Consider the following 22,701-nt stretch of genomic DNA (forward strand, 5'->3'; position numbering starts at 1 on the left):
CGCCCGAGCCCGCACGCGGACGACCTGGAACGGGACCTGGAACGGGACCTGGAACGGGACCTGGAACGGGACCTGGAACGGGACGTGGAACGGGGTCTGGAAAGGGACCCGGACCCGAATCCGGGCCTGGACCGGGACCCGCTCAGGCGAGGCCGCGTTCGGCCGCACTGCGCTCGATGCACAGCTCGTTGCCCTCGGGGTCGGCGAGCACGACCCAGCCCGCGACGCCGTCCGGGTCGCGGCGGTCGTCCACGAGCTTCGCGCCGAGCCCGATCAGGCGCTCGACGGTCTCGTCCCGGGTGCCGGTGGGCGGCTGGATGTCCAAGTGGACCCGGTTCTTGACGGACTTGCCGTCCGGGACCCGGATGAACAGCAGGCCCGGTACGCCGGACAGGCCGGGCTCCAGCATGATCTCGTCGTCCCCCTCCACGTCGTCGGGATGCATCGTGAACCCGGTCACCGCGGACCAGAACTCGGCGACCCGGTAGGGGTCGAGGGCGTCGAAGGTGATGTGCCGGACGGGGTTGACGAACATCTGTCTCCTCGATGGGGGATCCGTGTGCGGGGCCGTATACGGAATCGGGTCCGCGGGGCACCGGAGTTGAACCGGGTACCTGCCCGAAACGTGGGTTAACTCAACGGAAAAGCGCAGCGCTTAGCGTGGCGGCCACGTTCGACCGCCAATGATCATCCATGATCCGGTAAAGCGGTGGTGGTCGGGGTGGAAAGCCTTTCCCTGTGTTGGGCAAGAGACGCTTGGTTCGGATATGCGCAGGTCAACAAAGTGTTGACGGGCAGTAGGGTCGCCCCGCCCCTTGTTGATCTTGTCCCGGAAGCTTGGTGATACGAGTGCAACTGACACCGCACGAGCAGGAGAGACTGCTCATCCACGTGGCCGCCGACGTGGCCGAGAAGCGAAGGGCGCGCGGGGTCCGCCTCAACCATCCGGAGGCGATCGCGCTGATCACGTCGCACCTTCTGGAAGGGGCCCGCGACGGCCGGACCGTGGCCGAGCTGATGGCTTCGGGCCGCACGGTCCTGACCCGCGCGGAGGTCATGGAGGGGATCCCCGAGATGATCCACGACGTCCAGGTCGAAGCGACCTTCCCGGACGGCACCAAACTCGTCACGGTCCACGACCCGATCGTCTGAAACGGAGTACCCCCGCATGATCCCCGGCGAAATCGCCTACGGGGACGGCCCGGTACCCCTCAACGAGGGCCGTCCCGTCACCCGTCTCACCGTGCTCAACGCGGCCGACCGGCCGGTCCAGGTCGGATCCCACTACCACTTCGCCGAGGCCAACCCGGGCCTCGAATTCGACCGCCCGGCCGCCCGCGGGCTCCGGCTCAACGTCGCCGCCGGCACGGCCGTCCGCTTCGAGCCGGGCATCCCGGTCGCGGTGGAACTCGTACCGCTCGCGGGTCTGCGCACCGTACCCGGGCTGCGCGGCGAGACCGGAGGGCCGCTCGATGCCTGAGCTCTCCCGCCAGGTGTACGCCGACCTCTTCGGGCCGACCGCCGGTGACCGGATCCGGCTCGCCGACACCGACCTCTTCGTGGAGATCGAGAGGGACCTCAGCGGCGGTCCCGGTCGGGCCGGCGACGAGGCCGTCTTCGGCGGTGGCAAGGTCATCCGCGAATCCATGGGCCAGGCCCGCACCACCCGGGCCGAAGGGGCTCCCGACACCGTGATCACCGGGGTCGTCGTCCTCGACCACTGGGGCATCGTCAAGGCCGACCTCGGCATCCGCGACGGCCGGATCTGCGGCATCGGCAAGGCCGGCAACCCCGACACCATGGACGGGGTCGACCCCGCCCTGGTCATCGGCCCCGAGACCGAGATCATCGCAGGCAACGGCAAGATCGTCACCGCCGGCGCCATCGACGCCCACGTGCACTTCATCTCCCCGACGGTCATCGAGGAGGCGCTCGCCTCCGGGATCACCACCCTTGTCGGGGGCGGCACCGGACCGGCCGAAGGGAGCAAGGCCACCACCGTCACCCCCGGGCCCTGGCACCTGGCCCGGATGTTCGCGGCCCTGGAGGCCTACCCGGTCAACATCGGCCTGCTCGGCAAGGGCAACACCATGTCCCGCGAGGGGATGCACTCCCAACTGCGCGGCGGCGCGCTCGGATTCAAGATCCACGAGGACTGGGGGGCCACCCCCGCCGTCATCGACGCCTGCCTCTCGGTGTGCGAGGAGACCGGCGCCCAGGTCGCCATCCACACCGACACGCTCAACGAGGCCGGATTCGTCGCCGACACCCTCGCCGCCATCGCAGGGCGGACCATCCACTCGTACCACACCGAGGGTGCGGGCGGCGGGCACGCGCCCGACATCATCACCGTGGTCTCCGAGCCGAACATCCTGCCCAGCTCCACGAACCCCACCCGGCCGCACACCGTCAACACCGTCGAGGAACACCTCGACATGCTGATGGTCTGCCACCACCTCAACCCGGCCGTCCCCGAGGACCTCGCCTTCGCCGAATCGCGGATCCGGCCCTCGACCATAGCGGCCGAGGACGTCCTCCACGATCTCGGAGCCATCTCCATCATCTCCTCCGACTCCCAGGCCATGGGCCGGGTCGGCGAGGTCGTGCTGCGCACCTGGCAGACCGCCCACGTGATGAAGAAGCGCCGCGGCTTCCTCCCCGGCGACGGCCCCGCCGACAACCACCGGGCCCGCCGCTACGTCGCCAAGTACACGATCAACCCCGCGGTGGCCCAGGGGCTCGCCCGCGAGATCGGCTCGGTCGAGACCGGCAAACTCGCGGACCTGGTGCTGTGGAACCCGGCCTTCTTCGGGGTCAAGCCCGAACTCGTCATCAAGGGCGGCCAGATCGCCTACGCGCAGATGGGCGACGCCAACGCCTCCATCCCCACCCCGCAGCCCGTCCTGCCCCGGCCCATGTTCGGCAGCCACGGCCGCGCCCCCGGCCTCAACTCCCTGAACTTCACCGCGCAGGCCGCGCTCGACGACGCACTGCCCGAACGGCTGGGACTGGCAAAGCAGTTCGTGGCCATCGAGGGCACCCGCAAGCTGAGCAAGGCCGACATGCGCAACAACGACGCCATGCCGAGGGTCGAGGTCGACGCCGACACCTTCACGGTCACGATCGACGGGGAGGCCGTGGAACCGGCTCCCGCGGCGGAACTTCCCATGGCCCAGCGCTACTTCCTGTTCTGAGACGAGGTCCTTGCCGATGAGCCGCGCCGCGCTGCTCGTCCTCGCCGACGGCCGCTTCCCCGCCGGGGGCCACGCCCACTCCGGCGGGGCCGAGGCCGCCTGCAAGGCGGGCCGGATCCATGACGCCGCCACCCTGGAGGACTTCTGCCGGGGCCGGCTGCACACCGCCGGCCTCACCGCCGCCGCGCTCGCCGCGGCCGCCGCCCTCGGGCTCGACCCGGCCGTGCTCGACGCCGCCGCCGACGCCCGTACCCCCTCGCCGGCGCTGCGCACCGCGGCCCGGCGGCTCGGGCGGCAGCTCCTGCGCGCCGCCCGGGCCACCTGGCCCGCCGCCGAACTGGAAGCCCTGGCCGCGGCGTTCCCGCGCGGGGCCCACCAGCCCGTGGTGCTCGGCGTCACCGCCCGGGCGGCCGGGCTCGGGCCCGGGGACGCCGCGCACGTGGCGGCGTACGAGAGCGTCGGCGGACCCGCCACCGCGACCGTACGGCTGCTGGGGCTGGACCCCTTCGAGGCCAGCGGGGTGCTGGCCCGGCTCGCACCCGAGCTCGACGCCGTCGCGGCCCGGGCGGAACGGGCCGCGCTGCGGGCCCGCTCGAAGGGCCCGGACGCGCTGCCCGCGGCCTCCTCGCCGCTGCTGGACATTTCGGCGGAGGTCCATGCCGACTGGCCGGTACGCCTCTTCGCTTCCTGAATCCCCTGAAGGAGACCCCCCCATGCACCTCGACCATGCCGTGACCTACCCCCACCGGCACACCCACAGCGCCGATCCCCTGCGGCCCGACGGCACCCGGCGGGCCCTGCGCATCGGACTCGGCGGACCTGTCGGCTCCGGCAAGACCGCCACCGTCGCCGCCCTGTGCCGCGCGCTGCGCACCGAACTGTCCATGGCCGTCGTCACCAACGACATCTACACCCGCGAGGACGCCGAGTTCCTGCTCCGCGAGGCCGTCCTGCCGCCCGAGCGGATCACCGCCGTCGAGACCGGGGCCTGCCCGCACACCGCCATCCGCGACGACATCTCCGCGAACCTGGAGGCCGTGGAGGAGCTGGAGGACGCCTTCCGGGAGAACGGCCGACTGGACCTGATCCTCGTCGAGTCCGGCGGGGACAACCTCACCGCCACCTTCTCCCGCGGACTCGTCGACGCCCAGATCTTCGTCATCGACGTGGCCGGCGGGGACGACATCCCCCGCAAGGGCGGCCCCGGCGTCACCACCGCCGACCTGCTCGTCGTCAACAAGACCGACCTCGCCCCCCACGTCGGCTCCGACCTCGACCGGATGGCCCGTGACGCCGCCGCGCAGCGCGGCGAACTCCCCGTCGCCTTCCAGTCGCTGCGCGGCCCCGAGGGGGTCGGCCCGGTGGCCGCCTGGGTCCGCGAGCGGATCGCCGCCTGGTCCTCGCGGTGAGCGCCGCGACCACCACCGATACGGCGCCGCCACCCCGGACGCCCCCGGCGGGCCTGCGGGCCACCGCCCGCATCCACGCCGTCGCCGACGGGCGGGGCGGCACCGCCCTGCCGCTGCTCGCCGGGGAGGGACCGCTCGCGCTGCGCCGCACCCGCTCGCCGTCGGCCGCCGAGGCCGGGGTCATGCTGGTCGGCGCGATGAGCGCCCCGCTCGGCGGGGACCACCTCACCGTCGAGGCCACCGCCGGCCCCGGGGCCCAGCTCGCCCTCGCCTCGGCGGCGGCCACCCTGGCCCTGCCCGGCCGGTCCGGCGAGCCCGCGCGCTACGACGTACACCTCACCCTGGGGGACGGGGCGTCGGTACGGTGGCTGCCCGAGCCGCTGGTCTCGGTGCGCGGCAGCGACCTGAGGGTGCGTACCCGGGTCCGACTGGCCCCCACGGCACGGCTGGTGCTGCGCGAGGAGCAGGTGCTGGGACGCACCGGGGAGGTTCCGGGCCTGCTGAGCAGCCGCCTCACCGTCGACCGCGGGGGCCGTCCGCTGCTGGACCAGGAGCTCGCCTGCGGCCCCGGCGCTCCCGGCGGCTGGGACGGCCCGGCGGGCCTGGCCGGGTACCGGGCGCTCGGCCAACTCCTCGTCGTGGAACCCGCATTCGCCGAGGATCCGCCCGCCGCGGCGGTCCTGGGGGAGTTCGCCGCGGTGACGCCGCTGGCCGGCCCGGCCGTCCTGGTGACGGTCCTGGCCGCGGACGCCCTGCTGGTGCGCGAGCTGCTCGACGAGGCCTGCCGTACGTACGGGTGGTGAAAGCGGGACGCAACAGGCACCGCTCAGCGGTACACGCCTTTCCGGTTATCGGGTTGGCAAAGAAGTCGATCCGGCCCTGTCGCCGGGTCCCGGTCAGACGACAGGATCCCCCTGCACGCCGACGACCGAACCCGACCAACCCGGCCGCCCACGGCGGCACCTGACGCAGGGGGAACAACCACGTGATACGCAACGCGGCGCTGGGGAGCGCCGCCACACTGATCACCGGCACACTCGCGGCGAGCCTGCTGCTGGCCCCGCCGGCCGCGGCGGCCTCGGCCGGCAGCGACGGCAGGCTGCCGGAGGCACTGGGCGTTCAGATCGCCGCCGCCCGCGCCGCCCGCACCGGGATCGACTGGAAGGACTGCCCGGCGGACTGGGGCTTCGAGAAGCCCATCCAGTGCGGCTGGGTGAAGGTCCCGCTCGACTACGCGAAGCCGTACGGCAAGACCATCGACATCGCCGTCGACCGGATCGGCAGCACGGGGACCAAGGAGGAGCGCCAGGGCGCGCTCGTCTACAACCCCGGCGGCCCCGGTGGCTCCGGCATGCGCTTCCCGCGCCGCGTCACCACCAAGAGCCCGCTGTGGGTCAACACCTCCAAGGCCTACGACTTCGTGGGCTTCGACCCCCGCGGCGTCGGCCACTCGGCGCCGATCTCCTGCATAGACCCGCAGGAGTTCGTCAAGGCCCCGAAGGCGGACCCGGTCCCGGACTCCGAGGCCGACAAGCGCGCCCAGCGCAAGCTCGCCGCCGAGTACGCGGACGGCTGCAAGGAGCGCAGCGGCGAGATGCTGCCGCACATGACCACGCCGAACACCGCGCGCGACCTCGACGTGATCCGGGCCGGCCTCGGCGAGAAGAAGCTGAACTACCTCGGCGTCTCCTACGGCACCTACCTGGGCGGGGTCTACGCGACCCTCTTCCCGACCCACGTGCGCCGCATGATCGTCGACAGCGTGGTGGACCCGTCGCAGGACAACATCTGGTACGAGGCCAACCTCGGCCAGGACGTCGCCTTCCAGATGCGCTGGAACGACTGGCAGGACTGGGTCGCCAAGAACGACGCCGTCTTCCACCTCGGCGACACCCGCGCCAAGGTCGAGGCCCGCTACCAGAAGCTGCGCGCCAAGGCCAAGGCCAACCCGCTCGGCGGGATCGTCGGCCCGGCCGAGCTCATCGGCTTCTTCCAGGGCGCCCCGTACTACGACTCCTCCTGGGTTCCCGTCGCCCAGACCTGGGCCGCGTACGAGGCCGGTGACCAGCAGGCACTCGTCGACGCCATCGCCCCGGACATGACGGACACCAAGGGCAACGCGGCGTCGGAGAACGGCAACGCCGTCTACACCGCCGTCGAGTGCGCCGACGCGAAGTGGCCCACCAGCTGGTCCAAGTGGGACCGGGACAACACCAAGCTGCACCAGAAGTACCCGTTCCTGACCTGGTCCAACGCGTGGATGAACCTCCCCTGCGCGACCTGGAAGGCCAAGCAGAGCACCCCGATCGCGGTCGGCGCCAAGCACGGGCTGCCGCCCGTACTGATCGTCCAGTCCGAGCGCGACGCCGCCACCCCGTACAAGGGCGCGGTCGAGCTGCACCGCCGCCTCGCCGGCTCGCGGCTGATCACCGAGAAGGGCGCGGGCTCGCACGGCGTCACCAGCCTGGTGAACCCCTGCATCAACACCCGGGTGGACAGCTACCTGCTCACCGGCAAGGTCGACGCCAAGGACGTGACGTGCACCCCGCACGCCACCCCCGTGGCCCCGGCCCCGGCCGCGGCGAAGTCCCTGTCCTCCGACGCCCCGGCCGAGTCCTCGGTCCTCCCGGCGCCGGAGGAGCTCCCCGCCGTCCGTTAAGGACGGGCGGGACCGGCCAGGACGAGCGGGAGAAGGCTCAGCGCGCGGTGCGCCGGGCCTTCTTCCGCTGTTCCTCCTCCTCGGCCTTGACCTCGGCCGCGTACCGGTCGACGTACTCCTGGCCGGACAGTCCGAGGATCGCGTACATGATCTCGTCGGTGACCGCCCGCAGGACCGCCCGCTCGCCCTCCATCCCGGCGTACCGGGAGAACTCCAGCGGCTCACCGAAACGGATCGTCACCCGCCGGATCTTCGGGATCTTCTTCCCGGGCGGCTGGATCTCGAAGGTGCCGACCATCGCGCAGGGCACCACGGGCACCCCGGCGCCCAGGGCCATCGCCGCCACCCCCACCTTGCCCTTGTAGAGCCGGCCGTCGTGCGAGCGCGTCCCCTCCGGGTAGATGCCCAGCAGCTCGTCCTTGGCCAGCACCGCCAGCCCCTCGCGCAGGGCGGCCTGCCCGGCGTCCTTGCCCGACCGGTCCACGGGGATCTGGCCGGCGCTGCGGAAGAAGGCGGCGGTGAGCCGGCCCTTGACCCCGGGACCGGTGAAGTACTCGGCCTTCGCCAGGAAGGTGATCCGCCGCTTGAGGATGGCGGGCATCAGGAAGTGGTCGGAGAAGGACAGGTGATTGCCCGCGACGATCGCCGCACCCTCGGCCGGGATGTTCTCCAGACCCTCGATCCGGGGTCTGAACAGCAGCCGCAGCAGGGGGCCGAGCAACACGTGCTTGAGCAAGTGGTAGAACACCAGGCCGCTCCTGTCGATATCCCGTTGTCACAGCCATTTTACGGACGGTGAGCCACGGGATGCAGGGGGCGGAGGGGACCTTACTCAGACATTGCGTGTGGCGGCCATCCCGGCGGTCAGCAGCCCCAGCACCACCCAGCCGAACCACAGCCAGCCGTTGCTGCCCAGGGCCACGGAATACGTGGCGACGGCCACCAGAGCGGCGAAGGTCATGACAGCCATCGCCTTAACGGATCCGGTCATGCCCCATGGTCGCGCGCGAAGGCGGTGTCGCGCTACTGGCCACGCGCTTGGAGCGAGGCGAGATACGCGTTGTACGCCGCCAGCTCCTTGTCACCACTGCGGTCCTCGGCCCGGTCGGAGCGCCGCGCGGCCCGCTGCTCGGAGTGGTACCACTGGTAGACGAGGGCGATCAGGACCAGCACCGAGGGGATCTCGCTGAACGCCCAGGCGATGCCGCCGCCCCACTGCTGGTCGAGCAGGGGGTCGATGCCGAGGGATGCCGGCGGGTTCGCGTACGTCTTGATCATCGGCTGGCTCGCCATCATCAGGGCGATGCCGAAGAAGGCGTGGAAGGGCATGCCCGCGAACAGTTCCAGCATCCGCATGACATAGCCCGGCCGGTGCGGACCCGGGTCGATGCCCATGATCGGCCAGAAGAAGATGAGGCCGACCGCGAGGAAGTGGACCATCATCGCGATGTGCCCGGTCCGGCTCTCCATCAGGAAGTCGAAGAGCGGGGTGAAGTACAGGGCGTACAGGCTCGCGATGAACATCGGGATCGTGAAGGCCGGGTGGGTGACCACCTTCATGTACCGGCTGTGCAGCAGCTTCAGCAGCAGCTCGCGCGGCCCCTTGCGACCGCGGGCGGCGGGCGGCAGCGCACGCAGCGCCAGCGTCACCGGGGCGCCCAGCAGCACCAGGATCGGGGTGACCATGCTGATCACCATGTGCTGGACCATGTGCACGCTGAACATGACCATGCCGTAGTCGTTCAGCTTCGTGCACATCACGAGGATCACGGTCAGCACGCCCACGGTGAAGGCGATGGTCCGGCCCAGCGGCCAGGAGTCCCCGCGCCGGCGCAGCCGCAGCACGCCCCACCCGTACAGGGCGAGCCCGACCAGCGAGCCGATCAGGAAGAAGGCGTCGAAGGAGAACTCCAGTCCGCGCCCGAGAGTGAACGGAGGCAGGTCCATGTCCATGTGCATGTCCATGCCGTGCCCGCTGTGATCCATCTGTTCACTCCCTTGACCGTGATGCCCCACCACAGTAGTGCCGCCCCCGAGCACTCGTGCGCGCGGGGGCGGCCTGTCACAAAAGGGGCGTCACGGAAGGGGACGTCACAGAACGGTCTGCGCCTCGTCGTAGCGCTCGGACGGCACCGTCTTGAGGGTCGAGGTCGCCTCGGAGAGCGGCACCATCACGATGTCCGTCCCGCGCAGCGCGGTCAGCATGCCGAACTCGCCGCGGTGCGCGGCCTCCACGGCGTGCCAGCCGAAGCGGGTCGCCAGGACCCGGTCGTACGCGGTGGGCGTGCCGCCACGCTGGACGTGACCCAGGATCACCGGCCGGGCCTCCTTGCCCAGGCGGTTCTCCAGCTCCACGGCGAGCCGGTTGCCGATGCCGGCGAACCGCTCGTGGCCGTAGATGTCCTTGCCGCGCTCCTCGAAGTCCATCGAGCCGGGCTTGGGCTTGGCGCCCTCGGCCACCACGACGATCGCGAACCGCTTGCCCGCGGAGAACCGCTCGCCGACGATCTCCGTCAGCTCGTCGATGTCGAAGGGGCGCTCCGGCACCACGATCGCGTGCGCGCCGGCCGCCATGCCCGAGTGCAGGGCGATCCAGCCCGTGTGGCGGCCCATGACCTCCACGACCATCACGCGCTGGTGGGACTCGGCGGTGGTCTTCAGCCGGTCCAGCGCCTCCGTGGCCACGCCGACGGCGGTGTCGAAGCCGAAGGTGACGTCCGTGGAGGCGATGTCGTTGTCGATGGTCTTCGGGACACCGACGATGGGCAGACCGGCCTGCGAGAGCAGGTTCGCGGCCTTCAGCGTGCCCTCGCCGCCGATCGGGATGATCGCGTCGAGGCCGAGGTCGGCGACATGGCCGCGGGCGCGCTCCACGCCGTCGCGCAGGTGCGCGGGCTGGACCCGGGAGGAGCCGAGGATGGTGCCGCCGCGGGCGAGGATGCCGCCGACGGCGTCGAGGTCGAGCTTGCGGTAGTCCGCCTCCAGCAGGCCCTTCCAGCCGTCGAGGAAGCCGATCACCTCGTCGCCGTGGTCGACCACGGCACGGTGCACGACGGAGCGGATGACGGCGTTGAGACCGGGGCAGTCGCCACCGGAAGTGAGCACACCTATGCGCATGGCAGGAACGGACCTTTGCAACGTGGGCCGACGACCGGACCACGTCGTCCGGTTGGAACTACGGCCACCCTACAAGCGGTGGAGAGGTGGACTGAACCATCCTCCACATGCTGGTCGTACTCGTCGTACGAAACGATGTCGGCCCGGTTCCCCCTAGGGAAAACCGGGCCGAACACATGATGCGGGGGCCGCCCCGATGAGCGGTCCGCGAGGCGCTACGCGGGCTGCGTCGCGGCGGCGATGCGCTCCGCGCGCAGCGCCTCGTACCACCGGTCGTCTATGGCCGGCAGCGCGTTCACGTCGAGGGCCAGCTTCAGCAGCAGGTCCGCGATCTGCGGGTTGCGGGCCATCACGGGACCGTGCATGTACGTGCCGAACACCGTGTCGTTGTACGCGCCTTCGGTGCCGTCACCGGTGCCGTTGCCACGGCCCATGGTCACCCGGGCGAACGCCTTGGCCGTCGGGCCGAGGTGGGTCACGCCCTGGTGGTTCTCGAAGCCCGTCAGCTGCGGCAGACCCAGCCGCGGGTCGATGTCCGCGAGGACGTCGCCGACGCACCGCTCGCCCTCACCGCGCAGGGTGACGACGTCCAGCAGGCCGAGGCCCTCCTGACGCTGCCCCTGGTCGTTGACGAATTCCTTGCCGAGGATCTGGTACCCGGCGCAGACGGAGAAGACGATCGCCCCGTTCGAGACGGCCCGCTCCAGGCCGCCGTCGCGCAGCAGGCGCTCCGCGGCCAGACGCTGCGGCCGGTCCTCGCCACCGCCGATCAGGTAGATGTCGCCCGAGGTGGGGATCGGCTGGTCGCTGCGCACGTCCACGCGCTGCACGTCCAGGCCGCGCTGGCGCGCCCGGCGCTCCACCACGAGGGCGTTGCCCTGGTCTCCGTACGTGCTCAGCAGGTCGGGGTAGACCCACACCAGACGCAGGCTGTTGTCGCTCATGCTCTTGTCCTTTATGGGTACTAGTTGCCGACGCGGCGGCGCACGTCCTGGAAGGCGGTGTAGTTGGCGATCAGCTCGATCTGTCCGGGCGGCGCGAGCTGCACGGCCTCGTCGAGGGTGTCGCACACCCGGAAGTCCAGGCCCGCGACCTCCAGGCGGACCGCGAGGTCCAGCTTGCGGTCACCGATCACGAAGATCGGGTGACCGGCCAGCCGCGGGTAGTCCACGTCCCACAGCCAGGAGGTGTCGGTGCCGTCGGCACCGCGCGCGTTCACCGAGAGGATCACCGGGGTCGGCGGGGGATCGATCAGCGAAAACGTTTCGAGCCAGCCCGCCGGGTTCTTCGCGAGCAGCAGCCGCAGCTCACGGCCCTGGAAGCTCACCACGTCGTAGCGGCCGGCGACGGCCTGAACCTGGTACATCCGCTCCAGTGCGACCTGCGGCGGAACGCCGAAGACGGCGGCCACGGCCGCCGAGGTGGCGGCGTTGGCCTTGTTGGCGCGGCCGGGCAGCTGGAGGTGGATCGGCCAGGCCGAGCCGTGCGGGTCCAGGACGTGGTCGCCGGAGAGCACCCAGGTCGGGGTCGGGCGCCGGAATCCGCACTCGCCGCAGAACCAGTCGTCGCCCGGACGCTGCATGACACCGCCGCAGGAGGGGCACGACCAGGCGTCGTCCTTCCACTCCTGGCCGGCCGCGACCCACACCACGTTCTGGGAGGAGGAGGCGGACCACACGATCAGCGGGTCGTCGCAGTTGGCGACGATGACCGCCTTGGAGCCCTGGAGCCCCTCGCGCCACTTCTCCGCGAGCATGCGGGTCTCGGCGGCGCGGTCCAGCTGGTCGCGGGAGAGGTTGAGCAGGGCGATCACCTTGGGGGTGACGTCCCGGGCCACTCCGGCCAGGTACTTCTCGTCGACCTCGATGACGCCGTACTTGGCGTCCGAGCCGCCTGCCAGCGCCGAGGTGATGCCGGCCGGCATGTTGGCGCCGAGGGCGTTGGAGACGACCGGACCGCTGGCCCGCAGGGCCTCCGCGATCAGTCGGGTCGTCGTGGTCTTGCCGTTCGTCGCGGAGACGAGGACGACATCGAGATGTTGCGCCAGCGCGCCGAGAAGATCGGGGTCGAGCCTGAGTGCGACCTTGCCACCGATCACCGATCCGCTTCCGCGTCCCGCGGCCCGCGACACCGCCGCCGCGGCCTTGCCCGCCGTCACGGCCAGCTTGGCCCGCGGCGAAAGCGGCTCCGTGTTGCCTGCCATCGTCCCTTGTCCTCCTTGCGTCGGTCGGCCCCAGCCTATCCAGTACCGGCCGGAGCCTTGACCGCGGCGCCCCCGCCCCGCCGCGGATCTCCTCATATAGTCGCCCGTCGTAGGCTTGAGGCCATGCGACAGCGCCCCATCCCCGGTACCTCCGGCCTCGTCCGCACCATGAGCCTGCTGGGTGATCCGGTGCTCCACTCCGCGTGCGCGGACGTCACCGAATTCGGCCCGGAACTCGACCGGCTCATCGAGGACATGTTCGCCACGATGTACGCCGCCGAGGGCGTCGGGCTCGCGGCGAACCAGATCGGCGTCGGACAGCGGGTGTTCGTCTACGACTGCCCCGACGACGAGGACGTCCGCCACGTCGGGCACATCGTCAACCCGCGGCTGGTGACGGCCGACGGGGACGAGTTCCTGGGGCCGGAGGGCTGCCTGTCCCTGCCGGGGCTGGAGGCGGGCACGGTCCGCTTCGACCACGCGGTGGTGGAGGGCGTCACGTCGGACGGGACGGCCGTCCGGATCTCCGGGACGGGGTTCTTCGCGCGGTGCCTGCAGCACGAGTGCGACCACTTGGACGGGACCGTGTACGCGGACCGCGTGACCGGCCTCCGAGCCCGTCGCCTGCGGCGCGCCATCCGCAAGGCCGCCTGGTCCTCGCCCGCCAAGCCCCCTCTTCGGCTGCGCCGGGCCAAATCCAGCCTCGCCGGCGTTTGAGGCGCGGGTCCGGGCAGAGCCCGGTGCCCGGCGGAGCCGGGTTCCTGGGGCTCCGCCCCAGACCCCGCTCCTCAAACGCCGGAGGGGCTGGATTTGCCCGGCCTAGGCCCTGATAACGCCCTCGGTGAGGATGCAATGGCCCGGCGGAGCCGGGAAGCGCCCTCGGCGAGGGGGGAACCTAGAAGCCCGGGCCGTCTACGCGGTTGCCGGCGGTGGCCAGGCGGCCCCAGAGGAGGTCGGTGAGGCCCGCGACCAGGTCCGCGCGCTCGCAGGGCCGTTCGCCCAGCCACCAGTCGCCGGCCGCGTGCATCATGCCGACGATGCCGTGGCCCCAGATCCGGGCGAGGCGTTCGCCCCCCGGGCCGAGGTCCACGCGTTCGCCGATCACCTCGGCCAGCTCCTCGCCGAGCCTGCGCAGCAGCGGGGCCGAGTGCAGGCCGACGTCGAAGCCGCGTTCGGCGCTGTGGGAGTCCTCGGCCGGGTGCATGAGGAAGCGGTAGACCTGCGGGCGGGCCTCGATGGCGGCAAGATAGGTGTCGAGGGTCGCCTCCACCCGGCGGCGCCGCTCGGCGGGGGCGTCGAGCGCGGCCCGCAGAGAGTCGAGCAGGGCGTCGGTGTGGCGGACGGCGAGGGCCTGGTAGAGGCCCGCCTTGTCCCCGAAGTGCCGGTAGAGGATGGGCTTGGTGATGCCGGCCTCCGCCGCGATCGCGTTCATGGAGGCTTTGGGGCCGTCCCTGAGCACGACCCGGTCGGCGGCTTCGAGCAGCTCCCGCCGGCGGCGTTCGGCCGCTCCCGGTTCGCCGGCCTGCTGAGTGGTCTCCATGACGTGTTTCTCTCCCCGCCCTTGCGATGTGCGTGACGCCCACGCAACGTAACACCCCGCACACCCCGTCGATCGAATCGGAGGTCACCCCGTCCGGCTTCGTGGCCGGTGCAGACGGTGCTTGACAGTGCTTACTCACCGGTAACAGACTGTGGCCTTCGCGTAGGTTACCGCTAGTAACTTCCGCAGGGACGAGTACAGACAGGTGGAGGGGACATGGCGGAGTTCACCATGGAGCTGAACGACGACCAGAAGCAGGTGCGGGACTGGATCCACGGCTTCGCCGCCGATGTGATGCGTCCCGCCGCCGCGGAATGGGACGAGCGCGAAGAGACTCCCTGGCCCGTCATCCAGGAGGCCGCCAAGGTCGGCATCTACTCGCTGGACTTCTACGCCCAGCAGTTCTTCGACCCGACCGGCCTCGGCATTCCGATGGCGATGGAGGAGCTCTTCTGGGGCGACGCGGGCATCGCGCTGTCCATCGTCGGCACCGGACTCGCGGCCATCGGCGTCGTCGCCAACGGCACCGAGGAGCAGATCGGCACCTGGATCCCGCAGATGTACGGGACCCCGGACGACGTGAAGGTCGCCGCCTTCTGCTCCTCCGAGCCGGACGCCGGCTCCGACGTGGGCTCGATGCGCACCCGGGCGGTCTACGACCAGGCCAAGGACGAGTGGGTGCTCAACGGCACCAAGACCTGGGCGACGAACGGCGGCATCGCCAACGTCCACATCGTGGTCGCGGTCGTCGATCCCGCGCTGGGGACCAAGGGACACGCCTCCTTCATCGTCCCGCCGAACACCCCCGGCCTGTCCCAGGGGCAGAAGTTCAAGAAGCACGGCATCCGCGCCTCGCACACCGCCGAGGTGGTGCTGGAAGACGTACGGATCCCCGGCTCCTGCCTGCTCGGCGGCAAGGAGAAGCTGGACGAGCGCCTCGCCCGGGCCCACGAGCGCGCCCGCAGCGGCGGCGGCGAGCGGGTGAAGAACGCGGCCATGGCCACCTTCGAGGCCTCCCGGCCGGCGGTCGGCGCGATGGCCGTCGGTACCGCGCGCGCGGCGTACGAGGTGGCCCTCGACTACGCGAAGACCCGTACCCAGTTCGGCCGCCCGATCATCGACAACCAGGGCGTGGCCTTCCAGCTCGCCGACATGCGCACGCAGATCGACGCGGCCCGGCTGCTGGTGTGGCGCGCGTCCTGGATGGCGGTGGCGGGCCGGCCGTTCGAGTCGGCGGAGGGCTCGATGTCGAAGCTCTTCGCGAGCGAGGTCGCCAAGAAGGTCACCGCCCAGGCGGTCCAGATCCTCGGCGGCAACGGCTTCACCCGTGAGTACCCGGTGGAGCGCATGCACCGCGACAGCGCCATCTACACGATCTTCGAGGGCACCAGCGAGATCCAGCGCCTGGTGATCGCCCGCACGATCTCCGGCATGCCGATCCGCTAGCCGGCGGGCCCACGGGACGGGCGGGGTACGGGGTGCGGGCACAACGCCCCGTACCCCGTACCCCGTGACGCGCGCTTCAGCCCAGCGGGGTGAGGCAGAAGGTGGTGAAATCGTTCCGGCTGTACTTCGGGTCGGAGATGTAGTCGCCCGGGGCGCAGTGCGCACCGGGCGCGTCCAGGCGCTCGGTGACCCGGAACCGGGCGCGGGACGAGGTGCAGGACTCGACCTCCAGCTCCTGCTCGACCCAGTTGCCCTCGTTGCGTACGCACTGCCCCACGGACAGCCTGGGGTCGCCGAACACCGCGGCGGCCACGACGAGGGCCGGGACGGCCAGCACGACGAGCAGCACCGGTGCGAGGAACAGCAGTACCGGGCCCCGGCGCCACATCGGCTTACCCGGGTCGAGCGCGGGCCGGTGGCCGCCCGCCGGGGGAGCCAGCTTGCGGAAGGCCGCCCGCGGGCCGAGGTTCATCAGCAGCGTCACGGGCGTGATGAAGACGGACAGCGGCCCCCACCAGCCCTGCCACAGGGTGTCCGAGGACATCCGGCGGTAGGTCGCGAGCCCGCAGTCGCGGCAGAACGGCCCGCGCAGGCTCAGGAACCGCATCAGCACGATCAGGCCCTGGTGGCCGCGTACGGTCGCGTGCGCGGCGGGCCAGGCCCCGCACAGCCGGCAGCCGTACCGGCCCGGCGCCGGGTGCGTGCCGTACGCGCCGTACGTTCCGTAGGGCTGCTGTCCCGCGTATCCGGGGCCGGCCGGGCCGCCCTGCTGCGGGACGGGCGCGGCGTAGGGGTTGTACGGGCCGGCGCCCTGGTGCTGTCCTGTTGGCTGTGGCGGAGTGGCCACGGAGATCTCCTCGGTCGCTTCGTGATCACCGGCAGGGTGATCACGAAACCCTAAGGCCGCAACAGCCGTGCGAGGGCCCGGCCGAAGAGGAGGCGGCCCGCCGCCGCGACGAGGGGATCCAGGGCGCGGGGGAGGCCGCGCAGGCGCAGTTCTTCCCGCCAGTGGACCTCCGCGCCGCCCGTGGTGAGGGGGCGGATCTCGATCTCCGCCCAGCCCGTCACCGACCGGCCGCGCTTCTCCAGCCGGACCAATCCCGGCAAACCGTCCGCAGGGGGTCGCCACACGACGACCTCCATGCGATCGTCGAATGTGATCCTGCTCACGCCGGTCCGAGCCGTGAAGATCGTTCCGACGTGGGTCGGGGGAGCCGTCTCGATGATCGTCCGGGTGAGCGGGACCTGCTCGCCGTGGCGCTCCCAGTCCGTGAGCATCGGCCACGCCTCGACCGGCGGCAAAGACGTGCGGTGAATGATCCGGATAGCGGGCATGAGCGCATGGTAATCGGGCATACACACCGTGAACTGGACGGCGGATATGGGTTCCGTCCGGGGGTGGCGATCAGTAATACTCACCGCCACCGTGGATCGCGGATTCGACCGGGTGACCACCGGCGCTCCCGCCCCACTTCGCGAGGAGGTGCGCCATGTGCTCCCACCAGCCACCCTGCCCTACTGCCGACAGCGCCGATCACGACGCCGCCCGCATTGTGGCCTCCCATCCTGAACAGGGCTGGAGCCTGCTGTGCAACGGAGTCGTGGTGTTCGACGACACCGGTGAACTGCTCCCCGACAGCCGCACGGTGGAACCCCGCCGCCCGGCACTGGTCTGAGCGAGGAGGCAGCATGCGCCAGCAGCTGATCCGTAAGCCCGTCCCGAAGCCCGCCCCCCGAGACCTGGACCTGCGCACACCGTCGGGCAGACCCCTCCCGTACTGACGGGAGCCCAGGATTTAGGCCGTACTCCGGTCCCACCGGCGGAGACTCAGCCGGTGGGCGCCGCCGCGCCGCCCAGGAACGCCGCCTCGTAGGCGGCGTCCCCGATCGCCGCGCGGGCCTGCCGCTCGCCCTGGTCCCGCAGGGCCGTCAGCGAGGGTGAGCCCATCTGTGGCCGGCCCACCGTGCGCCACCAGGCGTGCCCGGTGCCGAGCAGCTGCGCCGCGAGTTCCCCGTCGCCCAGCCCGGCCACCGCCGCGGCCAGCAGGTCCAGGCCGAGCGCGATGCCGAAGCGGTCGCCGAGCAGCCGTTTCCCCGAGAGCATCGCCCGTACGTGCCGGGCGGCCTCCCCGTGGTCACCCAGGCCCAGCGCCGCCACCGCCAGGATGTAGTCCGCGTACGCCCGCAGCCAGCGCTCGCCGAGCTCGGCGCAGGCCTCCCGCAGGGACCGCGCCTCCTCGGTCGCCTCCTCGAAACGCCGCAGGTCGCACAGGGCGTAACCGGTGGCCAGCTTGCACAGGAGCCAGCCCGTGCCGCTGGTCCGCCCGCCGTGGCCCGCCCGGGCCCGGGGGCCGGCCAGGCGCAGGGCCCGTACGGGGTCGCCGGGCATGAGGACCGACACCGCGTGCAGGTAGCCCGCGCGCAGCTCCCGCTCGGGGTCCGCGAGCCGGGCCGCGTCGCGCGTGCACTCGTCGCCGAGCTGCCGCGCCGCGTCCATGTCGCCCTGGAGCAGCGCGGTGAGTCCGAGGGCCCACACGGCCTGGTTGTACGCGGCCCCCGTGCGTGGAGCGGTCTGCAGGGCCCGTTCCAGGAAGCCGCGGCCCTCGTGCACGTGCCCGCAGGCGAACCAGTAGAACCACAGGGCCCCGGCCATCTCCAGCGCCGCCGTCGGGTCGGCGGCGATCAGGTGCTCCAGAGCGGTACGCAGCTGCGCGTGCTCGGCGGTGATCCTGCGGTACCAGTCCACCTGCCCCGGGCCCATCCACCCCCGGTCGGCGGCCTGGGAGAGCGCCGCGTACCAGTGGGCGTGCCGGTCGGTGACGATCTCCACCTCGCCGAGCTCGACCAGCCAGTCCTGTCCGTACTCGCGGATCGTGTCCAGCATCCGGTAGCGGGTCCCGGTCCCGCGCTCCTCGGTGCGCAGGACCACGGACTTGGCGGCGAGGCCCGCCAGTACGCGCTCCACCCGGGCGGCGGGCAGCGGCCCGCCCGAGCACACCGCGCGCGCCGCGGCGATGTCGAAGTCACCGGTGAAGACCGAGAGCCGGGCCCACAGCAGCCGTTCCAGCGGCTCGCACAGTTCGTGGCTCCAGCCGATCGTGGTCCGCATGGTCTGGTGCCGGCGCGGCAGCGCGGCCCGTGCGTCGGACAGCACCTCGAAGCGTTCGCCGATCCGCTCGGCCATGTGCTCCAGCGTCCACAACCGCAGCCGGGCGCCCGCGAGTTCCAGCGCGAGCGGGATGCCGTCCAGGCGCCGGCACACCTCGGCGGCCAATGCGGTCCGTGCCGGGTCGGCGAAGACGGCCGCCGCCCGCGGGGTCGCGGCCAGGGCGCGGGCCCGGAAGAGCGTGAGGGCGTCGCTGTCGGGCCCCTCGCAGGGCAGCGGCCGGACCCCGACGACCTCCTCGGTCGGCATGCCGAGCGGCTCGCGGGAGGTGACCAGGATCGTCAACCCGGGCGCGGACTGCAGGAGTTCGCCGACCAGATGGCGGCAGTCGGCCACCAGGTGCTCGCAGGTGTCCAGCACCAGGAGCAGCTCCTTGTCGGCCATCCACGCGCACAGCTCCTCGTCGGGCGGGCGCGGGGAGTGGTCGGCGAGGCCGACGGTGTGGGCGATGGTGGCCGTGAGCAGGCTCGGATCGCGCAGGGGCGACAGTTCCACCCACCAGACCCCGTCGGGGCGCGCCTGGCGGGCGGCGGCGACGGCGCGCAGGGCGAGCCGCGACTTGCCGACACCGCCCACCCCTGTGAGGGTGACCAGTCTTCGCTCGTTCAGCAGGACGTCGAGCAGCCGGAGTTCGTCCTCCCGGCCGACGAAGCTCGCAGGTTCCGGGGGCAGGTTGCCGGGTGCCGGGCAGGGATCCGGTCCGGGATCGCCGTCCGTGGAGTCTGCCTGATTGTCATTGAACGAGTACTCACCGAACACGGATGTATTGTGCGCGATCTTCCCGTGCGGCCGTGCCGTTCAGGCCGGATCGGTGTCTTCTTTCACGAGACGAGTGTGATCCGCCGCTCCGCGGAGAAGGATCCCCAGTTGCCGTCGGGGAGTCTGGCCCGCAGTTTCACGGCCCAGACCGTGCCGGTCGGCTCGGCCACCGTGAGCCGGTGCTCCGCCCGGCCGCTGGGCACCGCACCTGCTCCGAACTGGATGACGGTCGTGGGCCGTCCGTTGACGTACAGCTCGTACTCGGTGGTCTCGCCGCCGGTGTCCGGGGCGGTCCAGGTCAGTGTGACGGTGCCCGGGGAGGCGGCCGCGGCGAATTCGGCGGGGGCCGTGCCGGGACCGTCGCCGGACGCGGGCGGGGTCGTCACGTCCACCGCCGGGCCGTCGGGGGAGGAGTTGTCCGCCCCGTCGCGGGCCCGGACGGTGAAGGTGTAGACGGTGTCCGGCCGCAGGTTGTTCAGGGCCGTGGCGCTCTCGCCGGGGCCGGCGGTGTGGATCCGGACGCCGCCCTGGTAGACGTCGTAGGCCGTGACGCCCGTGTCGTCGGCCGCCGCCGTCCAGGACACCTGGGCGGACCGGGGACCGGTCGCCCGGGCGGTCGTGGCGGCCGGGGCGGTCGGGGCCGTGCGGTCCTCGGCCTTGGCGGCCGGGGTGGTCACCCGGGCGGCCGGGCCGGGGCCGGAGAGGTTCCCGGCGGCGTCCTCGGCCCGGACCGTGAAGACGTAGCCGGTCTGCGGGGCGAGGCCGGTGATGTCCACCATGGTCTTCTCGGCGGGCAGCTCGCGGACGAGGCGGCCGGCTTCGAAGACCTGGTAGCCGGTCACACCGTCCCGGTCGGCCGCCGCGTCCCACATGACGTGCACGCTGGTGGCGCTGCCGGCCTGGGCGGTCAGTCCGGCGGGGGCGGGCGGGGGTTCGGTGTCGGGCGCGGTGCATGCCGTGATGCCGGTGATGCCTGCGACGGCCAGGCAGAGGGCGAGCGTGGGGGCGCTGCGTCGCACGGGGTGCCTTCCTCGGCTTCCTTAATGGTCTAGACATATATGGCATGGCGGACGCGAGCCCGGCAAGACCCCTGCGTCAAGGACCGACCGGCGGTCACGGACGGTCAACACCCGTACGGCGGACACGTCTTTCGCCCGAAGGCACCCCCTCCTGCGCCACCATGGCGGCGAGTAAGGAGGTTTCGATGGTGATTTCCCTCTCGGTGGTCGTCCTGCTCCTCATCCTGGCCTGGATCTTCCTGCGCAGCGGCGGTCTCAAGTTCTCGCACGCCGTCGTCTGTGCGCTGCTCGGCTTCTACCTCGCGAGCAGCAGCATGGCCACGACCATCCACGACGGCCTGACGGCCACCGCGAACGTCGTGTCCAGCCTCAATCCTTGATCGACTGTTGCGCCTTCGTGAATCATCCGGACCATCCATGGACTCCTCGAGCGGTGCGATCTAGCGTCTGGCGGCGGCGCGACATCAGACGCAATGTCAACAACGCTGAGAGACATGGAGGAAGCCCGGATGCTCCGAAGATCGCTGAACTGCGCCGTGCTGCCCGTCGTCGCCGCACTCACGGTGATGTACGGCGGCTCGCCGGCCCAGGCCGAGGAGATACCCAAGGCCCCCGGCCACCGCCTCGTCACCCACTACGACGGCGCCCCCGCGGCCGCCGCCCCCCTCCCCGGCGAGGCGCCGCCCCAGCACCCCTTCCTCGCGCCCAACGGCCGCAGCGGCATGCACTCCGACGCGGCGGGCAGCGCCACCTCCCCCTGGTCGGGGCCGCTCGGCAAGAACCCGAAGGTCACCAGCGAGAAGATCGCCGCACTCGGCGGCGAGTGCGCGACCGCGACCTTCGACTCGGCCGGCCGGCTCGTCACGGTGTGCGGCACCTTCTCCGGCTTCAAGGTCAAGCTCCTGGAGCCCCGTACGCTGGCCACGCTCGCGGAACACCAGCTCCCGCAGCGCTCCTCGACGGTCGAGGCGATCACCTCGCTCGACTTCGCGAAGATCTTCAAGGACACCTCGGGCGGTGCCTACTTCTACCTGGACAACCAGGACCGGGCCGTGCTGGCCGACTCCCGTCAGCACATCCTGCGCCTGGCCCACTCCCAGAACCCCGACGGAAGCTGGAAGTTCACGGTCGACGACGACTGGGACCTCACCGGGCAGGTCCCGCACGACTGCGTGACCTGGACCAACCTGTGGCCCAGCGGCACCTGTGACCCCGTCACGTCCGTGATGCCCGACTGGAACGGCCGCATCTGGTGGGTCACCCGCCAGGGCCGGGTCGGAACGGTGGACCCGGCGACCGGCCGGATCAGCTCCGTCCAGCTGCGGGGCGAGGAGATCCAGAACTCCTTCTCGGTCGCCGAGGACGGTGTCTCCATCGTCTCCGACCACGCGCTCTACAGCTTCCGTGCCACCGCCGACGGCACCCCCGAGATCCAGTGGCGCCAGACGTACGACCGGGGCACGGCGTCCAAGCCCGGCTCGGTCAACCAGGGTTCGGGCACCACCCCGGACCTCTTCGGCCAGGGCTACGTCGCCATCACCGACAACGCGGACGACCGGATGAACGTCCTGGTCTACAAGCGGGGCGTGGACGTCCCCGCCGACCGGAGGCTGGTCTGCAAGGTGCCAGTGTTCGGCTCCGGCGCCTCCACCACCGACAACTCCCTCATCACCTGGGGCAACAGCATCGTCGTCGAGAACAACTATGGCTACGAGAACCCCACCACCCTGCTGCTGGGCAAGTCCGTCGTGGGCGGAGTGGCCCGCATCGACGTCCGCGCCGACGGCAGCGGCTGCGACACGGTCTGGGAGAGCGCGATCCGCGCTCCCTCCGTGGTCCCGAAACTCTCCACCGCGAACGGGCTGCTCTACTTCTACGAGAAGGAGCCGAACGCCTGGGGCATCGACGCCTGGTACCTCACGGCCGTGGACTTCCGCACGGGTGAGCGCCGCTGGCGGCAGCTGACCGGCACCGGTCCCCTCTACGACAACAACTGGGCCCCGATCACCCTCGGCCCCGACGGCACCGCGTACGTCGGTGTCTTCAACGGCATCGTCGCCGTCCGCGACAACTGACGTCCTAGGGGGTGTCTTGCCGATCATGCCGGGCTCGCGGGGCCTGGTGCCGCGCCTCGCCGCGTTGTCCTCGGTCGGCGACGCTCCGCGTCGCCTCCCTCGTCCGCCTTGCGA

General features: G+C 71.5%; 24 protein-coding genes. 12 read left to right on the forward strand and 12 right to left on the reverse strand.

Annotated features, from left to right (window positions below):
- Positions 1–142 precede the first annotated feature (142 nt).
- Entirely contained in the window at positions 143–535 is a 393-nt protein-coding gene (locus KO717_RS30600) for a VOC family protein (protein WP_301372638.1), read from the reverse strand.
- A gap of 314 nt (positions 536–849) precedes the next feature.
- Between KO717_RS30600 and KO717_RS30605 the strand changes: the two genes are divergently transcribed.
- The 7 genes from KO717_RS30605 (at position 850) to KO717_RS30635 (ending at position 7,262) form a co-directional block, all read left to right on the forward strand.
- Positions 850–1,152: an urease subunit gamma gene (locus KO717_RS30605; RefSeq protein WP_301372639.1), complete on the forward strand. Its 303-nt coding sequence runs from the start codon at positions 850–852 to the stop codon at positions 1,150–1,152.
- Between the two features lie 16 nt (positions 1,153–1,168).
- Positions 1,169–1,480 (forward strand): urease subunit beta, encoded by a 312-nt coding sequence (locus KO717_RS30610; RefSeq protein ID WP_301372640.1) that lies wholly within the window; start codon positions 1,169–1,171, stop codon positions 1,478–1,480.
- A complete protein-coding gene (locus tag KO717_RS30615) occupies positions 1,473–3,194 on the forward strand; it encodes an urease subunit alpha (RefSeq protein ID WP_301372641.1) in 1,722 nt (573 codons plus the stop codon). The genes KO717_RS30610 and KO717_RS30615 overlap by 8 nt, the downstream gene beginning before the upstream one ends.
- Before the next feature lie 16 nt (positions 3,195–3,210).
- Positions 3,211–3,885, forward strand: a complete 675-nt coding sequence (locus KO717_RS30620) for an urease accessory protein UreF (protein ID WP_301372642.1) — start codon at positions 3,211–3,213, stop codon at positions 3,883–3,885.
- Between the two features lie 22 nt (positions 3,886–3,907).
- Entirely contained in the window at positions 3,908–4,603 is a 696-nt protein-coding gene (ureG, locus tag KO717_RS30625; RefSeq protein WP_301372643.1) for an urease accessory protein UreG, read from the forward strand.
- The gene (locus tag KO717_RS30630) at positions 4,600–5,406 is read left to right on the forward strand and encodes an urease accessory protein UreD (protein ID WP_301372644.1); all 807 of its coding nucleotides are present in this window, start codon (positions 4,600–4,602) and stop codon (positions 5,404–5,406) included. Before ureG ends, KO717_RS30630 begins: the two co-directional genes overlap by 4 nt.
- 182 nt (positions 5,407–5,588) lie before the next feature.
- On the forward strand, positions 5,589–7,262 hold the full coding sequence (locus KO717_RS30635) for an alpha/beta hydrolase (protein ID WP_301372645.1): 1,674 nt from the start codon (positions 5,589–5,591) through the stop codon (positions 7,260–7,262).
- A gap of 37 nt (positions 7,263–7,299) precedes the next feature.
- Here KO717_RS30635 and KO717_RS30640 read toward each other — a convergent pair whose 3' ends face one another.
- The 6 genes from KO717_RS30640 to KO717_RS30665 form a co-directional block, all read right to left on the reverse strand.
- On the reverse strand, positions 7,300–8,010 hold the full coding sequence (locus tag KO717_RS30640; protein WP_301372646.1) for a lysophospholipid acyltransferase family protein: 711 nt from the start codon (positions 8,008–8,010) through the stop codon (positions 7,300–7,302).
- An 84-nt stretch (positions 8,011–8,094) separates the two neighbouring features.
- Positions 8,095–8,253, reverse strand: coding sequence for a hypothetical protein (locus tag KO717_RS30645; RefSeq protein ID WP_030010293.1), 159 nt, complete (start codon positions 8,251–8,253; stop codon positions 8,095–8,097).
- 32 nt (positions 8,254–8,285) lie between these two features.
- The gene (locus tag KO717_RS30650; protein WP_301372648.1) at positions 8,286–9,248 is read right to left on the reverse strand and encodes a cytochrome c oxidase assembly protein; all 963 of its coding nucleotides are present in this window, start codon (positions 9,246–9,248) and stop codon (positions 8,286–8,288) included.
- A gap of 105 nt (positions 9,249–9,353) precedes the next feature.
- Positions 9,354–10,379 carry a 6-phosphofructokinase gene (locus KO717_RS30655; RefSeq protein ID WP_301372649.1) on the reverse strand — a complete coding sequence of 342 codons (1,026 nt, stop codon included), beginning with the start codon at positions 10,377–10,379 and terminating at the stop codon, positions 9,354–9,356.
- 215 nt (positions 10,380–10,594) lie between these two features.
- Positions 10,595–11,323, reverse strand: a complete 729-nt coding sequence (locus tag KO717_RS30660) for a type 1 glutamine amidotransferase (protein ID WP_150256333.1) — start codon at positions 11,321–11,323, stop codon at positions 10,595–10,597.
- A gap of 20 nt (positions 11,324–11,343) precedes the next feature.
- Positions 11,344–12,582, reverse strand: coding sequence for a MurT ligase domain-containing protein (locus KO717_RS30665; RefSeq protein ID WP_030010289.1), 1,239 nt, complete (start codon positions 12,580–12,582; stop codon positions 11,344–11,346).
- A 123-nt stretch (positions 12,583–12,705) separates the two neighbouring features.
- On the opposite strand from KO717_RS30665, the gene def reads away from it, so the two are divergent.
- Positions 12,706–13,299: a peptide deformylase gene (gene def, locus KO717_RS30670; protein WP_301372651.1), complete on the forward strand. Its 594-nt coding sequence runs from the start codon at positions 12,706–12,708 to the stop codon at positions 13,297–13,299.
- A gap of 178 nt (positions 13,300–13,477) precedes the next feature.
- Here the strand turns inward: def and KO717_RS30675 are convergent, their stop codons facing one another.
- Positions 13,478–14,122, reverse strand: a complete 645-nt coding sequence (locus tag KO717_RS30675) for a TetR family transcriptional regulator (protein WP_301372652.1) — start codon at positions 14,120–14,122, stop codon at positions 13,478–13,480.
- A gap of 216 nt (positions 14,123–14,338) precedes the next feature.
- Between KO717_RS30675 and KO717_RS30680 the strand changes: the two genes are divergently transcribed.
- A complete protein-coding gene (locus tag KO717_RS30680) occupies positions 14,339–15,568 on the forward strand; it encodes an acyl-CoA dehydrogenase family protein (RefSeq protein WP_150256329.1) in 1,230 nt (409 codons plus the stop codon).
- 76 nt (positions 15,569–15,644) lie between these two features.
- On the opposite strand, the gene KO717_RS30685 is transcribed toward KO717_RS30680, so the two are convergent.
- Positions 15,645–16,415 carry an LppU/SCO3897 family protein gene (locus KO717_RS30685; RefSeq protein WP_301372655.1) on the reverse strand — a complete coding sequence of 257 codons (771 nt, stop codon included), beginning with the start codon at positions 16,413–16,415 and terminating at the stop codon, positions 15,645–15,647.
- Positions 16,416–16,465: 50 nt separating this feature from the next.
- A complete protein-coding gene (locus KO717_RS30690; protein ID WP_301372657.1) occupies positions 16,466–16,903 on the reverse strand; it encodes an SRPBCC family protein in 438 nt (145 codons plus the stop codon).
- Positions 16,904–17,058: 155 nt separating this feature from the next.
- On the opposite strand from KO717_RS30690, the gene KO717_RS30695 reads away from it, so the two are divergent.
- Positions 17,059–17,244, forward strand: coding sequence for a DUF5999 family protein (locus KO717_RS30695; protein ID WP_030011808.1), 186 nt, complete (start codon positions 17,059–17,061; stop codon positions 17,242–17,244).
- A 152-nt stretch (positions 17,245–17,396) separates the two neighbouring features.
- Here KO717_RS30695 and KO717_RS30700 read toward each other — a convergent pair whose 3' ends face one another.
- Both KO717_RS30700 and KO717_RS30705 read right to left on the reverse strand, forming a co-directional pair.
- Positions 17,397–19,493 (reverse strand): ATP-binding protein, encoded by a 2,097-nt coding sequence (locus KO717_RS30700; RefSeq protein WP_301372659.1) that lies wholly within the window; start codon positions 19,491–19,493, stop codon positions 17,397–17,399.
- 62 nt (positions 19,494–19,555) lie between these two features.
- Positions 19,556–20,512: a fibronectin type III domain-containing protein gene (locus KO717_RS30705; protein ID WP_301372661.1), complete on the reverse strand. Its 957-nt coding sequence runs from the start codon at positions 20,510–20,512 to the stop codon at positions 19,556–19,558.
- A gap of 185 nt (positions 20,513–20,697) precedes the next feature.
- Between KO717_RS30705 and KO717_RS30710 the strand changes: the two genes are divergently transcribed.
- Both KO717_RS30710 and KO717_RS30715 read left to right on the forward strand, forming a co-directional pair.
- Entirely contained in the window at positions 20,698–20,892 is a 195-nt protein-coding gene (locus KO717_RS30710) for a hypothetical protein (protein ID WP_301372663.1), read from the forward strand.
- Positions 20,893–21,021: 129 nt separating this feature from the next.
- The gene (locus tag KO717_RS30715) at positions 21,022–22,587 is read left to right on the forward strand and encodes a hypothetical protein (protein WP_301372665.1); all 1,566 of its coding nucleotides are present in this window, start codon (positions 21,022–21,024) and stop codon (positions 22,585–22,587) included.
- The last annotated feature ends 114 nt before the right edge of the window (positions 22,588–22,701 follow it).

This window comes from Streptomyces xanthophaeus (assembly GCF_030440515.1).
Classification (GTDB): Bacteria; Actinomycetota; Actinomycetes; order Streptomycetales; family Streptomycetaceae; genus Streptomyces; species Streptomyces kutzneri.

What these genes read in the sequence shown, in the direction of transcription:
- KO717_RS30600 (WP_301372638.1), bottom strand. Translation starts at nt 535, where the DNA reads ATGTTCGTCAACCCCGTCCGGCACATCACCTTCGACGCCCTCGACCCC.
- KO717_RS30610 (WP_301372640.1), top strand. Translation starts at nt 1,169, where the DNA reads ATGATCCCCGGCGAAATCGCCTACGGGGACGGCCCGGTACCCCTCAAC.
- KO717_RS30615 (WP_301372641.1), top strand. Translation starts at nt 1,473, where the DNA reads ATGCCTGAGCTCTCCCGCCAGGTGTACGCCGACCTCTTCGGGCCGACC.
- KO717_RS30620 (WP_301372642.1), top strand. Translation starts at nt 3,211, where the DNA reads ATGAGCCGCGCCGCGCTGCTCGTCCTCGCCGACGGCCGCTTCCCCGCC.
- ureG (WP_301372643.1), top strand. Translation starts at nt 3,908, where the DNA reads ATGCACCTCGACCATGCCGTGACCTACCCCCACCGGCACACCCACAGC.
- KO717_RS30645 (WP_030010293.1), bottom strand. Translation starts at nt 8,253, where the DNA reads ATGACCGGATCCGTTAAGGCGATGGCTGTCATGACCTTCGCCGCTCTG.
- KO717_RS30650 (WP_301372648.1), bottom strand. Translation starts at nt 9,248, where the DNA reads ATGGATCACAGCGGGCACGGCATGGACATGCACATGGACATGGACCTG.
- KO717_RS30655 (WP_301372649.1), bottom strand. Translation starts at nt 10,379, where the DNA reads ATGCGCATAGGTGTGCTCACTTCCGGTGGCGACTGCCCCGGTCTCAAC.
- KO717_RS30660 (WP_150256333.1), bottom strand. Translation starts at nt 11,323, where the DNA reads ATGAGCGACAACAGCCTGCGTCTGGTGTGGGTCTACCCCGACCTGCTG.
- KO717_RS30665 (WP_030010289.1), bottom strand. Translation starts at nt 12,582, where the DNA reads ATGGCAGGCAACACGGAGCCGCTTTCGCCGCGGGCCAAGCTGGCCGTG.
- def (WP_301372651.1), top strand. Translation starts at nt 12,706, where the DNA reads ATGCGACAGCGCCCCATCCCCGGTACCTCCGGCCTCGTCCGCACCATG.
- KO717_RS30675 (WP_301372652.1), bottom strand. Translation starts at nt 14,122, where the DNA reads ATGGAGACCACTCAGCAGGCCGGCGAACCGGGAGCGGCCGAACGCCGC.
- KO717_RS30680 (WP_150256329.1), top strand. Translation starts at nt 14,339, where the DNA reads ATGGCGGAGTTCACCATGGAGCTGAACGACGACCAGAAGCAGGTGCGG.
- KO717_RS30690 (WP_301372657.1), bottom strand. Translation starts at nt 16,903, where the DNA reads ATGCCCGCTATCCGGATCATTCACCGCACGTCTTTGCCGCCGGTCGAG.
- KO717_RS30695 (WP_030011808.1), top strand. Translation starts at nt 17,059, where the DNA reads ATGTGCTCCCACCAGCCACCCTGCCCTACTGCCGACAGCGCCGATCAC.
- KO717_RS30710 (WP_301372663.1), top strand. Translation starts at nt 20,698, where the DNA reads ATGGTGATTTCCCTCTCGGTGGTCGTCCTGCTCCTCATCCTGGCCTGG.
- KO717_RS30715 (WP_301372665.1), top strand. Translation starts at nt 21,022, where the DNA reads ATGCTCCGAAGATCGCTGAACTGCGCCGTGCTGCCCGTCGTCGCCGCA.